Annotated in this window: 10 protein-coding genes; 6 read left to right on the forward strand and 4 right to left on the reverse strand. The window is 61.4% G+C overall.

Features of this window, described 5'->3' with window-relative positions:
• Window position 1: 1 nt before the first annotated feature.
• Window positions 2–1,864, reverse strand: a complete 1,863-nt coding sequence (locus LC531_RS21250; RefSeq protein WP_262903478.1) for an ATP-dependent nuclease — start codon at window positions 1,862–1,864, stop codon at window positions 2–4.
• Window positions 1,865–1,931: 67 nt separating this feature from the next.
• On the opposite strand from LC531_RS21250, the gene LC531_RS21255 reads away from it, so the two are divergent.
• The 5 genes from LC531_RS21255 (at window position 1,932) to LC531_RS21275 (ending at window position 8,356) form a co-directional block, all read left to right on the forward strand.
• Complete coding sequence (locus LC531_RS21255) at window positions 1,932–2,783, forward strand: hypothetical protein (protein ID WP_223654127.1); 852 nt, start codon at window positions 1,932–1,934, stop codon at window positions 2,781–2,783.
• 18 nt (window positions 2,784–2,801) lie between these two features.
• A complete protein-coding gene (locus LC531_RS21260) occupies window positions 2,802–3,185 on the forward strand; it encodes a hypothetical protein (RefSeq protein ID WP_223654129.1) in 384 nt (127 codons plus the stop codon).
• Between the two features lie 125 nt (window positions 3,186–3,310).
• Window positions 3,311–4,780, forward strand: coding sequence for a hypothetical protein (locus LC531_RS21265; RefSeq protein WP_223654131.1), 1,470 nt, complete (start codon window positions 3,311–3,313; stop codon window positions 4,778–4,780).
• A gap of 153 nt (window positions 4,781–4,933) precedes the next feature.
• Window positions 4,934–5,617, forward strand: a complete 684-nt coding sequence (locus LC531_RS21270; protein WP_223654133.1) for a recombinase family protein — start codon at window positions 4,934–4,936, stop codon at window positions 5,615–5,617.
• 12 nt (window positions 5,618–5,629) lie between these two features.
• Window positions 5,630–8,356 carry a Tn3 family transposase gene (locus LC531_RS21275; protein ID WP_223654134.1) on the forward strand — a complete coding sequence of 909 codons (2,727 nt, stop codon included), beginning with the start codon at window positions 5,630–5,632 and terminating at the stop codon, window positions 8,354–8,356.
• An 801-nt stretch (window positions 8,357–9,157) separates the two neighbouring features.
• On the opposite strand, the gene LC531_RS21280 is transcribed toward LC531_RS21275, so the two are convergent.
• The gene (locus tag LC531_RS21280) at window positions 9,158–9,778 is read right to left on the reverse strand and encodes a recombinase family protein (protein ID WP_223654136.1); all 621 of its coding nucleotides are present in this window, start codon (window positions 9,776–9,778) and stop codon (window positions 9,158–9,160) included.
• A gap of 30 nt (window positions 9,779–9,808) precedes the next feature.
• Window positions 9,809–10,582, reverse strand: coding sequence for a hypothetical protein (locus tag LC531_RS21285; protein ID WP_223654138.1), 774 nt, complete (start codon window positions 10,580–10,582; stop codon window positions 9,809–9,811).
• 212 nt (window positions 10,583–10,794) lie between these two features.
• Between LC531_RS21285 and LC531_RS21290 the strand changes: the two genes are divergently transcribed.
• Window positions 10,795–13,866, forward strand: coding sequence for a Tn3 family transposase (locus LC531_RS21290; protein ID WP_223654140.1), 3,072 nt, complete (start codon window positions 10,795–10,797; stop codon window positions 13,864–13,866).
• A 16-nt stretch (window positions 13,867–13,882) separates the two neighbouring features.
• Here the strand turns inward: LC531_RS21290 and LC531_RS21295 are convergent, their stop codons facing one another.
• The gene (locus LC531_RS21295; protein WP_223654141.1) at window positions 13,883–14,503 is read right to left on the reverse strand and encodes an SDR family oxidoreductase; all 621 of its coding nucleotides are present in this window, start codon (window positions 14,501–14,503) and stop codon (window positions 13,883–13,885) included.
• Window positions 14,504–14,581 lie beyond the last annotated feature (78 nt).

Below are 14,581 nucleotides of genomic sequence, written 5' to 3' on the forward strand. Positions count from 1 at the left end.
ATCAAGTGGATGGTGAAGTAGTCGATGAAGCAGCGGTTGGTATGTTGAAAAAAGCTGTCAGGTCCCTGGCCAGCTGCGTAGCGGTGTGTTGTAAGAAGTACAGATGGCTTGCGTCATCAGCTAATAATGTGGTGACATAACGAGCAAACTTTACTTTATCTTCCGGTTTTACACAGCAGCGGATGTATCGCACCTGGTTTTCGGACAACCCTTTCTCCAGACACTGGGTAAGTGGAGACTTGTCGAAAGCGTTGGTTGCTGGTATTATATCTCGCCAATTTGGCCGTTCCTGAAGCCAGCCGTGCTGCTCAGCATAATCCCATACGGCAGGTGGGAATAATTCCTCCAGGGCATACGGTAGCTCAAAGCCTGCGCGATATATTTCTTTAATATGTGGTGGCTTCACGAAACCAAAAAGCTTCACCCGCCGATTTTGCTGTTGGGTGCTAAATTTTACGTCCTTGCGAATCTTCTCTTTGCAGGCTATTGCATCACGGTCAGCATCCAGTAGACCGCCTGCCTGCTGAGGCTTGCGCGAGTAGGCCCAGGCCAGCAGCATATCGGCCACCCAATTATAGCCACCACTGTGCTCTGAATGCAATTCAATATCGGGGATGCCACCCGGCACCAGAGGTAGGTAATGGCCAAGTACAGTTTGGTCAGTCACACCCTCTAAAAATAGTGTGGACTTGTCTGGCCGCTCCAAATGTTCAATGCGTTCCTGCGCTTGGATTAGGCTCGTAGCAGCTGCAATAGCCTTCTCGGCGTGTTCTTTGATGTATGGCGTAATCAGAGGCAACAAGCCCATATGCTGGTCAACCTCTGTTGTGCCGGCGACGAGTGATGTTATCCGGCTGCAATTAGTCTCAGTAGTTTCAACCAAATACCCACAGGCGTGCTCGCGACCAGCCAAAGAGTAAAACGCGGGTGAGTGGGTAGTAGCCAACAATTGAATAGTTTGGGCATACTCCAAAAATTCCTCGGCGAGTGCAAATGCAGTCATTAGCTCCAAATTGTTCTCTGGCTCTTCGTAGCCCCATACGGTGCTGACCTTGACTGAGCCTTGCAACTTATTCTTATTAGCTTGTTCAGCTAAAAAATGCAAAATAATAGGAATGTGTCTAGATTTAATACCGTCTCCCCGTGTGTCTAACGAGAAAGAAGTATTGGATTTTACGGTTTGAAAATCAAGCGTTGTAAACAAACCTTTCAAGTCGCTTGGCAATCCAATAATACTTTCCATACCCAAGCGCTGCGTCGTGGCCGCCGTTATTTGAGTTGTATTATCCCGAATTTTATCAATAAACTGTGTGCCAGCATCCTTGATTTCTGCCTCTATAGTAGATGTGAGTGTATCATGTAAATCACCTAGCAACTGTTGAAAATACGCCTGGCTTTTCACAGCCGGTACATACTTAAACTGTATGTTATTCAACCAAGTAGATAGCTTGCCCCTGCTAGGCAAACTGCCGCCATCGGCAAAATTGATTTCACTACTATGTAGCCCCCCTATACGCCAAACCTTCTGCCAATTGATAGGCTTGGCATTCTTAAAGTGACTAGGTGGGATAAACGTCAGTTTAATAATAATTTCCTTTGCTTTGTTAACTCGCTCTCGGGCAAAGGCGCAGTAGTCACGGGTAAAAAGAAAGCTTTTACCCTGCTCAGTTTCGTTGTTGAAGAACAAATTCAGCGCCCGCAGCACGTTGGATTTACCAGCGTCGTTGCGTCCAACTAGTAGTGTTAAGTCTTGGGGCTCTAGCAGACACTCGTCCAGAGAACGGAAATTGCGAATAACTATGTGGCTGATAATCGGGGTCGCACTAGAGTAGGAACAGAAAACCCCGCTAAGGAATTTTGGCAGGTTCTTGTAGTTGGTAGTCCGTTGAGCAAAGCAAGTGACTTATCTTGCTAGCGCCAGCATCTCCATTATGTACACCTCTCCCGACCAGCCTGCCTACGCCACGGACCTTGCTCAACTGCCCGCGCTGTTGCAGCAGCTCATCGCGGACTTGGCCGACCCCACCGTTACCTATCTGCTGGGAGGCCACTACTACGAGCGCACGAATCACCCGCGCTACCGGCACTTTCCTGCTGTGTTTGCCCTGCGGCAGGGTGAGGTAGCGAACGTGGAAATCGGGTCGGATTTCGTGGCCTTCGATACGGAACTGGTCCGTTACCCCGAACGAGGCGAACCAGACTACCCCGGGCCATTGGCTGACCACTTCCGGGCCACGGTGCCCTTCGCACAGCTGTATCAGCTCTGCCGCAAGCAGCTCACGCCCGTAGAGCAAACGGCAGAAAAGGTTGACTACGGACCCGACACCGTTATTTACTATAACGCGGAGGTCTATAAGCGGTATCCCACCCCGGCCGACATCAACCAGGCCTACGCGGCGGCCCCACCTTCCGGGGAACACCCCTTGGTGGCCGTCCTGACAGCGGTGGAGGCGGGCCTGGCGGACCCCACCAATCACTTCTTGATTAATACCACTGCTTTCGAGAGCCCCGCCGGCCCCGTGTTGTTCGGCATGCTCCATTTACAGACCGATACCGTCCGGGACCTAGTCATGGAGGCGGATGGCTTCACCTGCTCGGTGCACCTCGACCCGGATGACCGCCGGCGGTGGTCGACCGTACGCGTGGCCTTTGCCCAGGTCTGGCAGGTGCTGCACAGCGATGGTCCCCAGGTGGACCTGGAAGAAGTCGAAGAAGCCGGAGGCCTGCTCTACGATGCCCCCGACGTGCTGAGCGCCTATGCCCGGCAGGGCCGGCCGGCTTAACTTCTTTGCTAATTCCCTATGGAAGAATTGCTGCACCCGCGCCACCCGCTGGACAAATACCATCAGTCGCAGCTGGCCCTTTTGGCGACCCTCCCACCAGCCCAACGGGCCTATCATGCCCGGCTGTTTCGGCTCGGCAACGCCAGTTACCGGTACCAGCAGCAGGCCGCGGGCGAGGTAACGGAAGACGACTTCCACCATTGGCTCGAAGGCTTACCCGAGAAGATGCGGGTAGCTATGGAGCGCGATGGCTTCGAGGCGAGCAAGAACAGCTTGCCGCTGCGGCGGCACGCGCTCGAGCGCCGCGACCTGGGCTACGATGCGTTCCTGCAATCCATTCTTTCGCCCGAGGATTGGGCCTACCAGCAGGAATTGGCGCAACCCCCGGCCCCCGAGCACTGACGCCGCGAGAAGGGAAAAACCAGTGGTCGACGACTAGTTTTGGGGGACGCTATAGCGTTTTGGGGCCAAAGTTTCATGTTAAGGATGGTCGTCCTTAGCATGAAACCTGCTACTTTTAGCCCTTGATGGCTGCTAAAAAACCTCCTGTTCTCCCGCCGGCACTCAACCAGCGGCAGTGCCAATACTTGCTGGCGGCCTACCAGACCGACCAGCAGACGGAAGCCGAGCGCAAGCGCGACTACCTACGTGGCACCAACGACCGACGGCCGGCGGCCGAATGGCGTTGGCTGCCCTACGGGTGCTGGGAACACTGGATGGGTCGGCCACCCACGCCCCTACGGGAACAACTGGCGAGCCTCGACGCCAAACTCATCAGTGAGGGTGCCGGCAGCACCTGGCGGGCATTGGCCCAGCGAGGACTGCTGGAAGTCGAAGACCAAGTGCCTTACCTGGTTGCCGACCTGCCCGAGGGCATGCACTATGACTTGCCGCATATCCGCCTGACCCTGGCCGGCCGTAAGCTGGCCCGGCAGCTGGTGGGCGAAGTGCGGGCCAAGAAGCCGGGCAACGTGCTGGCCCGGGCTACCTGGCAACTGTTGGGACAGCTGTGGCAGCGCGACCCGAATGCTACGCACCAGCCGCCGGACTACGCCAACAGCGACGTGTTTAACCGGCTTGAACGGGGCGTCCCGGTGCAAAAGGTGCTCGGGCAAGCGAATCACGAACGCCTGGTGGAGGGGTGGCCAACATATGGCTTGACGACGGTGGGCCGCATTTATTACTACCAACACTATGCCGCCAACGTGGTGGCCCATCCCGACGTGCCTGCGGCGGACCCAGGGCCGCTGCCCCCCGAACTGGTAACGCGCCTGGAGCAACTGGACGAGCAGGCTCGGGCGCTGGTTCACGCGCCCCCGGCCGGCTTATTCGCGCACTGGCAGTACGCGCTGCGCACGGGCTTTTCGCCCTTTGCCATCTACCTGGAACCCGTCCAACGGCAGGACTGGGTGCGGCGCGGCCTACCCGATTCCCCACCGGTGGCCGGCCTTCGGGCATCGGTTCGCTGGGGCAGCAACCTCTACGCGAGCTGGCGCCTCTACGTGCGGGATTGGTATCTGCGCCAGCAGCTCGCGCCGGCTGACTGGAGCCGATACTGCCTCTGGCAAGCAGTCGAGCTGGTAGACGGCAAACTAGCGTGGCAGCGCAACCGCCTCCAGATTACGGCGTCTTACTCGGCAAAGCTAGGGGTGGTGCGGGGCTCGCTGGGCCGCTATACGTCGAACTACCAAGTCCGCGAACTGGGTAACACGATGCGGCAACTGGCCTTGCAGCATGGCTGCGCCCGCTGGCTGGTCAACCTGCGGCACGTGGAGAACATCAACGTGCCCCTGCTACGCCGGGGGTTGGTGGATGGCTTCGTGCAGGCGAGCTTGCAACTCGCGCCGGATGCGGCCCTCCGGGTGGCGGTTGTGGCCCCGCCCCTTTCCCTCGCCGACTGGCAGGCCAGTTTGCCGGCGGAGGTAGACTGGGGCGCTTTTGAGTGGCAGGAACTACCGAACGAGCCGGCAGCGGAAGCGTGGTTAACCCAGCGATGAGCCCGCCCGCTACGCTCCCCTTGGGCTTTCCGACGCATCCTGCGGTTCCGACCACCCCTTATACTAGAACCGATGACCTCAATAGGTTGCCCTGTTTTCGACTCGCTGTGAGCAGATTACGCAGCACGTGTTGAAAAAGAACCAGCGAATTTAATGGATTATGTACTTTACCTACGGGCCTCCACGCAGCGCCAGGGCCTGAGCGGGCTGGGCCTGGAAGGACAACGGCTGATTGCGCACCGCTTTTTGCAGCCCGGTGACCGCATCCTGTCCGAATACATCGAGGTGGAGAGCGGGCGTAAGAATAACCGGCCGGAGATGGCCAAGGCCATCGTGGACACGCGCACCGCCAGCGCCATCCTATTGGTGGCTGAAATGTCGCGTCTGGCGCGTAGCGTCTACTTCACCTCGAAGCTGATGGAGGAGAAGGTCCGCTTCAAGGCCTGCGACATTCCCCATGCCGATGAGTTCACCATCAACATCCTGGCGGCCGTGGCGCAGAAAGCGGCTAAAGATATTTCCGATAGCACAAAACGCGGGTTGGCCGCGAAGAAGGCGCGCGGCTTTGAGCTGGGTAACCCGCAGAACTTTACCAGCGACTCGCGGGCATTGGGCCGGGCGGCCGTGCAGCGCAACGCCCGGGAGCACGTGGCCAACAAGCAAGCCCGGCGGCTGGCGGTCCTGCTGCGCCGCGACGGCCTGACGCTGGCGGCCATCGCCGACGAATTGAATACCCACGGCTACCGGACCCGGCGGGGCCAGCTCTTTCGCAAGAGCACCGTCTACCGGCTGTTGCCCCGTGCGCAGCAAGAGGTACCAGCACCAGCCATCGCCTAAGCCCTAACTGCGATGCCCGTAGAGTTTCTCAGCGACGAGCAAGCGGCCCGCTACGGGCGCTACCAAGCGGACCCGAACGCGGAACAGCTCACCCGCTACTTCTACCTCAGCCCGGCCGATGCGCAGTTTTTGGCCCAGCGCCGCCGGGCAGCTAATAAGCTGGGCTGTGCCGTTCAACTGGGGACGCTCCGGTTTCTGGGCACGTTTCTACCCGAGCCTACCCAGGTACCGGCCGTCGTGGTGGAGGTTCTGGCCATCCAGCTGGGCGTAGACCCCGCCGAACTGGCCGGCTATCGCAAGCGCCCTAACACCTGGCACGAGCACCAGCCTCTCATTCTGGCGCACCTGGGCTATCAGCCCTACGACGTCCGGCAGTCCTTCCGGCTCACCCGGTGGCTCTACGCGCAGGCCTTGACCAGCACGGTGCGGCCCAGCGTGTTGGTTGATTTGGCCACGGCGCACCTGATTGCCCAGCGGGTCGTCTTACCCGGCGTGACGGTGCTGGCCCGTCTGATTGCGCGGGTGCGCGAACGCACGGGCCGTCACCTTTACCGCCAGCTGCACGCGCGCCTCACCGGGTCCCAGCGAACGGTGCTGGAAGCGCTCCTGACCGTGCCGGCCGGGGAGCGACTTACTAAGCTAGAGCTGTTGCGTACCCCGCCGACCCGCGTTTCTGCGCCCGCCCTGGTGGCCGCCTTGCACCGCGTGGACCAGATTCGCGCGCTCGGGGTCAGTGCCATACCGGTAGCCGACTTGCCGGAAGCCCGGCTGGCGCGCCTGGCCCGCCAGGCCCACTTAGTGTGGGCGCAGACCCTGGTCCGGATGGGCGAAGAGCGCCGCCTGGCCACGCTGCTGGTCTTCGTGCAGGCGCTGGAGCGCACGGCCACGGATGACCTGCTGGACCTGTTCGACAACTTGTTGACCTCCCTGGCCCTGCGCGGGGAAACGAAGCGCCGACGCGAACGCCTCCGCTCCCTCAAGGACCTGGACCAGGCGGCATTGGTATTGCAACGAGCGGTGCTGCTGCTACTCGACGACGCCCTCCCGGCTGGGGAGCTACGCCAGCAGGTACTCGACGCCGTTGGCGAGGAGCGGTTGCGCGCCGCGGCGGCGACCGTGCAGGAGTTGGCTACGCCAGGCGATGACCCGCTGCTGGAAGCCCTGAGCGGCAGTTACGCCACGGTGCGCCGGTTTCTACCGGCTTTGCTGGCGGGCGTCACCTTCGAGGGCACTCCCGCCGCGAAGCCCCTGCTGGAAGCGTGGTCGTTTTTGCAGCGACAAGAGGCCGGCGGCCGGGGTCGCCCAAAGTGGGCAGCGGCCCCGCGCGCGGTCGTGCCCACTAGTTGGGCCCGACGGGTATTTCCGGCCAAAGCAGAAGTCAACGTCCAGGCCTACACCTTGTGCGTACTGGAGCGTCTGCACCAGGCCTTGCGCCGCCGGGAAGTGTTCGTGCCAGCCAGCGAGCGCTACGCGGACCCGCGAGCCGAACTGCTGCGCGGGGTGGCCTGGGAAACGGCGCGGGATGCGGTGGCGCGGGCCCTGGACCGCTCCCTCGACCCGGCCGTGGAACTGGCGCATCTCCAGCACCAGCTCCGGGCGGCGTACACGGAAGTGAGCGAGAACTTAGCCCATAACACGGCCCTGCAACTGGTGCAGCAGGAGGGAACGCCGACGGTCGTGCTCACCCCCTTGCCCGCGCAAGCCGAGCCCGCCAGTCTGGCGCGCCTGCGTGCGCAGGTGGCCAACGCGCTGCCCCAGGTCGAATTGGCGGCCCTGCTACTGGAAGTAGAAGCGTTTACCGGGTTCGCCAGTGCCTTTACCCATGTCGCTGATGGTCAGCTCGCCGCGGCCGACCTGCCGCTGAGTATTTGCGCCGTGCTGCTGGCGCAGGCCTGCAACATCGGCCTGAAAACGGTGGCCCGGCCCGAGGTGCCGGCCCTGACGCTGGCGCGCCTGGGGTGGGTGCAGCAAAACTACATGCGGGTGGAAACGCTCACGGCCGCCAATGCCCGGCTGGTCGAGGCGCAGGCAGTCCTTCCGCTGGCGCAGGCCTGGCCTTGGTTAAAAGTTTGGTACAAATGTTACATGCCCAGATTCGAGGTGCGACAATGGTTCAGTCCGTTTCTGTCACCTCCTGTTGTTCACTCGCTGGAGCTGATGACAGGGCTAGCTGCTGCTGATAGGCCCAATCTTCCGGCGAGAGGATGGCTTGCAAAAAAGCATCCTGGCCCAGGTCGCGCCGTTCCAAGGCGTGTCGGCGGAGCGGCCAGCTATTTTTGCTCGCTTCGAAGCCAGCACGCACCAAGGCTGCCCGCATCTTCTCGGGCAAGCCTTCGAGCCAGTCGTGAAAATCGTCTTCCGTCACCTCCCCCTCAGCCTGTTGCTGGTAGCGGTAGCTGGCGTTGCCCAAGCGAAACAGCCGGGCATGATAAGCCCGTTGTTCGGGTGGGAGTGTCGCCAAAAGGGCCAGCTGCGACTGGTGATATTGGTCGAGGGGGTGGCGAGGTTGCAGGAGTTCTTCCATTGGAAATCCGCAAAGAAGTTAAGCCGCCCGGCCCTGCCGGGCATACGCGCTCAGTACGTCGGGAGCGTCGTAGAGCAGGCCCCCGGCTTCCTCGACTTCCTCCATATCTACCTGGGGGCTATCGCTGCGCAGCACCTGCCAGACTTGGGCAAAGGCTACGCGTACCGGCGACCACCGCCGGCGGTCATCCGGGTCCAGGTGCACCGAGCAGGTGAAGCCATCGGCTTCTACGACCAGGTCCTGAACGGTATCGGCCTGTAAATGAAGCACACCAAGCAACACCGGGCCGGCTGGGCTCTCAAAAGCGGTGGTATGAATCAGGTAGTGGTTGCCGGGGTCCGCCAGGCCCGCTTCCACCGCCGTCAGGACGGCCACCAGGGGGTGTTCCCCGGAGGCAGGGGCGGCCGCGTAGACTTGGTTGAGGTCAGCCGGGGTGGGATAGCGCTGATAGACCTCCGCGTTATAATAAATAATGGTCTCGGGCCCGTAGTTTACCTCGTCCGCCGTTTCCTCAACCGGCGAAAGCACCTTCCGACACAGCTGATACAGTTGGGCGAAAGGCACGGTGGCCCGGAAGTGGTCGGCCCATGGCCCAGGGTGGTGGGGTTCGCCTCGTTCGGGGTAACGGACCAGCTCCGCATCGAAGGCCACGAAATCCGACCCTATTTCCACGTTCGCTACTTCGTCCTGCCGCAGGGCAAACACGGCGGGAAAGTGCCGAGTGCGCGGGTGATTCGTCCGGTCATAGTAGTGGCCACCGAGCAGGTACGAGATGGTTGGGACGGCCAGGTCCGTGACCAGTTGCTGCAACAGGGCCGGCAGCTGCGCCGGGTCGGTGGCGTAAACGGGCTGGCCAGGGCCAGCGGAAGCAGTGGGGGACATAACGAGGAGGCTAGCGCCAGCAAGATAAGGCCCTTGCTTTTCCCAGCCGACGCGGACTAACATTCCGGAGCGGGGTTTTCTGCTTCCAGGCTCGGGCGCCCCTAAAAGGGGCTTGGGGCCTACCTACGAACCGCTCACGGCGCATCGACTGCCTGGCCCTTCGGCAGCAGTGGCTGTTCATTAATCTGGCAACCCGCAAAGCGCAGGATTTTGTAGAGGGTGCGGCGCGAGCCAATCTCAAAATAAGCCATGAGCTGGCGCGTGGATTGCTGACCGGCTTCGTAGAGTTCCTTGACCGCCGGCGCAATTTTCTGGTAGCGCGGGGCCAGGCCGGGCGGCCGGCCGCCCTGTCGGCCCCGGGCGCGGGCCGCCTGGAGCCCGGCGTGGGTGCGTTGCACGAGCACGTTGCGCTCGTGCTCGGCCAGGGCGCAGAAAATCTGGAACACCAGTTGCCCGCCCGGTGAGGTCGTATCGATGGGGTCTTGGAGCGAGATGAGGTGCAGCTGGCGGCGGCTCAAGTCCTCGACGACGTCAATTAAGTGCTTGGTGGAGCGGCCCAGCCGGTCCAGCCGCCAGATAACGACGGTGTCGCCGGGGCGGGCGTACGCCAGCAGTTGCGCCCAACTGGGCTTATGGGCCTGCATGCCGGAAACGGTGTCGGTGAACAGGTGCTCGCAGCCGGCCTGGCGCAGGGCATCCAGTTGCAGGTCCAGCACTTGTTCGCTGGTGCTGACGCGGGCGTAGCCAAGTTTCATGGGGAAAGCGTAGAAGGTGTAGCGGCTCGCTTAGGAGGAGGGCAACAAGCGTTTCGTCGCTTCCACAATGGCTTCGGCCGGCGTGGCCTGTCCGATAACGAGCGTCTGATAGGTGCTTTCAGCGGATTTGTTTGGCGCGGTCAGTTGGCCTACTTCCCAGCCGTGGGGGCCATGGCGTAAGAGATAGCCCGCCCGCACTAAGTTCAACAGTAAAGCGGTCTGCTGCTTCGTCAGGGTCAACGGCGGCTCGGCCAGGGCTTCCTGCCAGCGGTAATAATTCGGCAGTTGCTGGCGCTGCCAAGTGAGGTAGTGGTGCTGCTCCAACCCGATTTCCTGGATGCTGCCGGGCGCTAATTTCCAATCGCCCCGCAATAAGCCGTGCTGCCGCAGCTCTTCGCCGATGCTGCTGGGGTGCAGCAGGGGATTGTTGACAACGAAACTATAGCCGCGCTGCAGGCCGGGCTGTTGCTTATGCAGGAGCGTGGCCTCGTAGAAGCGGGGGTTGTCTTGCCGGTCCGGCACGACGTAATGGTCCCGGTTATAAAAGAAGGGACCCGCCGGATAATCCGCCAGGGTGGAAGGCAAATAAGTCACGAGCAGGGCCATATCGGTAACGGAGAGGATGTGCCAGTTTTCACTGACCTCATTCGCATCGGCCGTCGCCCAGTTGGCAGCAAACTCCAAATCGGCGTCGACTCCCTGCCGGGGCCGGTCCAAGATGATTTTGACTTCAACGGGCCCGCCGGGCCGGCGCACGCGCAGGTCGTATTGATTGGTTTGGGCCGTCCAGTCCAGGGTTTCCATGGGGCACTCGAAATGAAAGTAATCAGATAGGCTTGCGAGAGGCAAGGGCAACAAATCGCTCTCGGTGGTACCGGAAAGAAGCGAAAAGCAAATTTAGGGTATCTTGATTGCGGAAACCAGTTTCAGGTACCGCTTTTTCTTGTACCGGGGGCCAATTGAGCGCTGGGGCGGGTGGTACCGGAAAAGGGACGTTTGTTTACCCCCCCTTTCCTATGGCCCGTACCCTCCCGCTGCTCGACGCGGCTCAGCGTCGCGAGTTTGATTCTCCCCCCAAGTTCACCACCCCGCAGCGGTCCTTCTTCTTTTCGCTCCCTGAATGGGCCGAGCCGCTCCTGCGCACGATGACTGTTCCGCATATGCGCGGGGGCTTCCTGTTACAGCTGGGCTACTTTAAGGCCAGCGGGCGCTTCTTTTCCACCGAGCGGTTTGCGGCGGCCGACCGCGCCTACGTGCAGCACCGGTATGCGCTGGGCGAGGTAGCGTGGCCCCGGTACGAACGCGTGGCCAGCTTCCGGCACCGGACCTTGCTGCTCCACCATTTTGGCGTCGCCTCGTTTGAAGAAGTCCAGTCGCAGGTGGTGCAGCAGGTCACCCATTTCGCTCGGCAGCAGATGAATCCGGTGGCCGTATTCCGCACGGCGGCCGATTACCTGCTGGCCCACCGTTGGGAGGTGCCGACCTACGCGGCGTTGGCGGGCGTGGTCACCGAAGCTTTCCGCACCGTGGAGCAGCAGCTGACCACGCAAGTGGCCCACCTGCTGACCCCGGCGCTGCGCCAGCAACTGGATGCGTTGTTCACCACCGAAGCCGACGAGCCGGCGCACGCCCACCGACCTTACCGGCTGACCACGCTCAAACGCAGCCTGGAATTGATGCGCCCGGCGGCTATTCGGGCCAACGTGCGGGACTACGCGGTGCTCCAGGCCCTGTTTGCGCAGGTGCAGCCGGTGGTAGCAGCGTTGGACTTATCCGAAGAACTGGTGCGCTACTATGCCCGCTACGTGGAGCGGGCGCAGGTATTCCAGGTGCAGCAGCAAACCGACAAGAAATACCTGATGGTGCTCTGCTTCGTGGTGCAGCAGTATTACCAGGTGGGCGACCTGCTGACGGAGACCCTATTGCAGGCCGTACAAACCCACCGCAATGCGGCCCAGCGGGAAACGCAGGAGCGCGTGTATCGCCAGCAGCAGGACACGGCGGGCCAGCTGCGGGAACTCCTCGACGGCGTGCTGACCCACGGCACGGCGCTGGTCGAGTTGGAGCAGGTCGCCTTTTCGTTTGCCCGCACCAACGCGGAAAAAGTCACCGCGCTACTGGGCTGGCTGCAATCCCCGGCCGTGACAGCGTTTGCCCAGTTGCGCCAGACCGCCCAGCAGCTGCGCAAGGGCGGCGGGGGCAACGTGGCCGGGCCGTACTACCAGGTCGTGGAGGAGCGCTCCCGCGCCCTGCAACACCGACTAAGCGATATTCTGCGCTTAGTCCGGTACGAAGGAGTGCTCAATAGCCCCCTGGACCAGGCTCTGGCGCAGTACCGCGACCGGGCCGGGAGCTTGGGCAGCAAGCTCCCGGCCTCTTTTCTGAAAGCGGCCGAGCGCACGGCCCTGGACCAAGCGGAAAGCACAATTTCCCTCTACAAAGCCTTGCTGGCAGGCCACGTGGCCGACCAGTTGAAGGCGGGTAAACTCAATCTGGTCCACTCGCTGAGCTACCGGCCCTTCGACACCTATTTGCTCAATGCCACTACCTGGGCCGCCCAGCGAGCGGAACTACTGTTTCAAACCAATCTGCTGGACCTAGGGGAGCCCGGTCCTTTCCTGGACGCGCTGCAAGCCAAACTGGCGGCCGCATTCGCCCACACCTTCGAGCGCCTGAACGCGGGGACCAACCCGGCCGTGCGCAAGCGGGCCGATGGCCGGCCGCGCTTCCTGACCCCGGCCCGGCCGCCGGACGAGGAAGCCCCGGCTCCCCGGCCCCTGTTTCCTGGCGCGGGCCAGATTTCGCTACACGAAGTGCTGCACACGGTCAATCAGCAATGCCGCTTCACCGACTGCCTCGACCACTGGAGCCCGCGCCACCGCCCGCCCCGGCCGGCCGACCGGGTGTTCTTTGCCGGCGTCATGGCCTACGGCTGCAACCTGGGCCTGACGCGCATGGCCCACGCCACCAAGCACGTGGCGCAGTCCACGCTGGAAAACACGGTCAACTGGTACTTCTCGCTCGACAACCTGCGCCGGGCCAACGACGCGGTGCTGGCCCTAATGGGCAAGCTGCCCATCAGCCGCCTCTTTCAACGCGCCCCCGGCCAGACGCACACTTCGTCAGATGGCCAGAAATACCACGTGGCCGTGGATTCCATTCACGCCACCTACTCCTATAAGTACTTCGGGCAGGAAAAAGGCCTCGTGTCGTACGGGTTCCTGGATGACCGGCACCGGCTGTTTTACTCAACCACGTTCACGTCCGCAACACGGGAAGCGCCTTATATGGTCGACGGACTCTTGTATAACGAGGTCGTGGAGTCCACCATTCACAGCACCGATACCCACGGCTTTACTGAGGTCAACTTCGCCGTGACGTATCTGCTTAAAGTCGCCTTCGCCCCGCGCATTCAATCCTTTCAGGACCAGCAATTCTACGCCTTCGTCGGCATGGCCGTGCCCGACCTGACCGCCTACGCCCTGCGGCTAGGCAAGCCGCTGGACCGGGGGCTTATCGAGGCGCAGTGGGAGACCATCCTGCGGCTTATCGTCAGCCTCAAGCAGAAGCATGTGACAGCCTCCACCGTGCTCAAGCGCCTTAATTCCTATTCCCAGCACCACCCGCTCTACCTGGCCCTGCGGGAGTTGGGCCGGGCCGTGCGCACCGAGTTCCTACTGCGTTACATGGACGACCAGGACCTGCGCAAGCGCATCGACGACCAGTTAGACAAGCTCGAAAGCACGCATACCTTCGCCCGGGCCGTGTTCTACGGCCAGAACGGCCAGTTTCGCTACGCTGGCAAGGAAGAACAGCAGGTAGCTGATGCCTGCAAACGGTTGGTGCAGAATGTGATTGTGTGCTGGAACTGCCTCTACCTCAATCAGCAACTCTTTCAGGCTTCGCCGACCGAGCGGCAGGCCCTGGCCGATGTCATCACCCGCATGTCGCCCGTGAGCTGGCAGCATATCAATCTGCAAGGTGAGTTCGACTTCTCCGACGAGGCCCTCACGCAGGCATTGCAGTTTGATTTAGACGCGTTGCTGACCGTCGAGTGGGAAACGGATGACCCAACGCAACCCATGTAACATTTGTACCAAACTTTTAACCAAGGCCCATCAGCTGGCTCTTGTCCACGACGTCGCCCAGCCGGTCGTTAAGGGGGGTATTGGCCGCCGGAGCGACGAGCTCAAACACTTGCACGGCTGTTGGTTTGAGCTGCACCCGCAATGATTGAGTGTAGGAGTGAAGCCCTGCTTTGGTGGCCCCGTACACCGGCGAAATCGGGAAGGGAGCTAGTGCTAGCCCGGAGTTTACGTTGAGAATGGCGGCGGTTTTTTGGGTTTTGAGGTGCGGAAGAAACTGCTGCACCATCCGAATCGGCCCGCTTAGGTTGACCTCTACTTCCTGCGTCACGTCGTGCAACGACAGCGTGGGGTCGTTCAGGTTCAGCTTACGCATTTCCCCCGCGTTGTTGACGAGGATGTTGAGCGCGGGGAACCGGGCCACCACCTGTGCGTGCAGAGCCGCAATCGCGGCGGGGTCGCGCACATCGCTGCGGAAGGTGTGCACTTGCGGCAACTGCTGCTTCGCTTGGTCCAGCCGGGTCTGGTCGCGGCCCGTAATGAGCACCGTGTTGCCCAGAGCCAGTAGCTGCCGGGCAAACTCCAGGCCTAGGCCGCTGCTGCCGCCAGTTATCAGAGTAGTGTGATGACGTAGTTCCATAATGGTTTGAGTGGGGTAAAAGGTGATTTTATAACACGCCCCGCCACCACTAGGCAGCCGTTCGGGGCAGCAAAGGCA

Source organism: Hymenobacter psoromatis (genome assembly GCF_020012125.1).
GTDB lineage: Bacteria > Bacteroidota > Bacteroidia > Cytophagales > Hymenobacteraceae > Hymenobacter > Hymenobacter psoromatis.

Bases quoted from the DNA above. Each gene is read 5' to 3' on its own strand.
- LC531_RS21255 (WP_223654127.1), top strand. From the start codon at position 1,932: ATGTACACCTCTCCCGACCAGCCTGCCTACGCCACGGACCTTGCTCAA.
- LC531_RS21260 (WP_223654129.1), top strand. From the start codon at position 2,802: ATGGAAGAATTGCTGCACCCGCGCCACCCGCTGGACAAATACCATCAG.
- LC531_RS21265 (WP_223654131.1), top strand. From the start codon at position 3,311: ATGGCTGCTAAAAAACCTCCTGTTCTCCCGCCGGCACTCAACCAGCGG.
- LC531_RS21270 (WP_223654133.1), top strand. From the start codon at position 4,934: ATGGATTATGTACTTTACCTACGGGCCTCCACGCAGCGCCAGGGCCTG.
- LC531_RS21275 (WP_223654134.1), top strand. From the start codon at position 5,630: ATGCCCGTAGAGTTTCTCAGCGACGAGCAAGCGGCCCGCTACGGGCGC.
- LC531_RS21280 (WP_223654136.1), bottom strand. From the start codon at position 9,778: ATGAAACTTGGCTACGCCCGCGTCAGCACCAGCGAACAAGTGCTGGAC.
- LC531_RS21285 (WP_223654138.1), bottom strand. From the start codon at position 10,582: ATGGAAACCCTGGACTGGACGGCCCAAACCAATCAATACGACCTGCGC.
- LC531_RS21290 (WP_223654140.1), top strand. From the start codon at position 10,795: ATGGCCCGTACCCTCCCGCTGCTCGACGCGGCTCAGCGTCGCGAGTTT.
- LC531_RS21295 (WP_223654141.1), bottom strand. From the start codon at position 14,503: ATGGAACTACGTCATCACACTACTCTGATAACTGGCGGCAGCAGCGGC.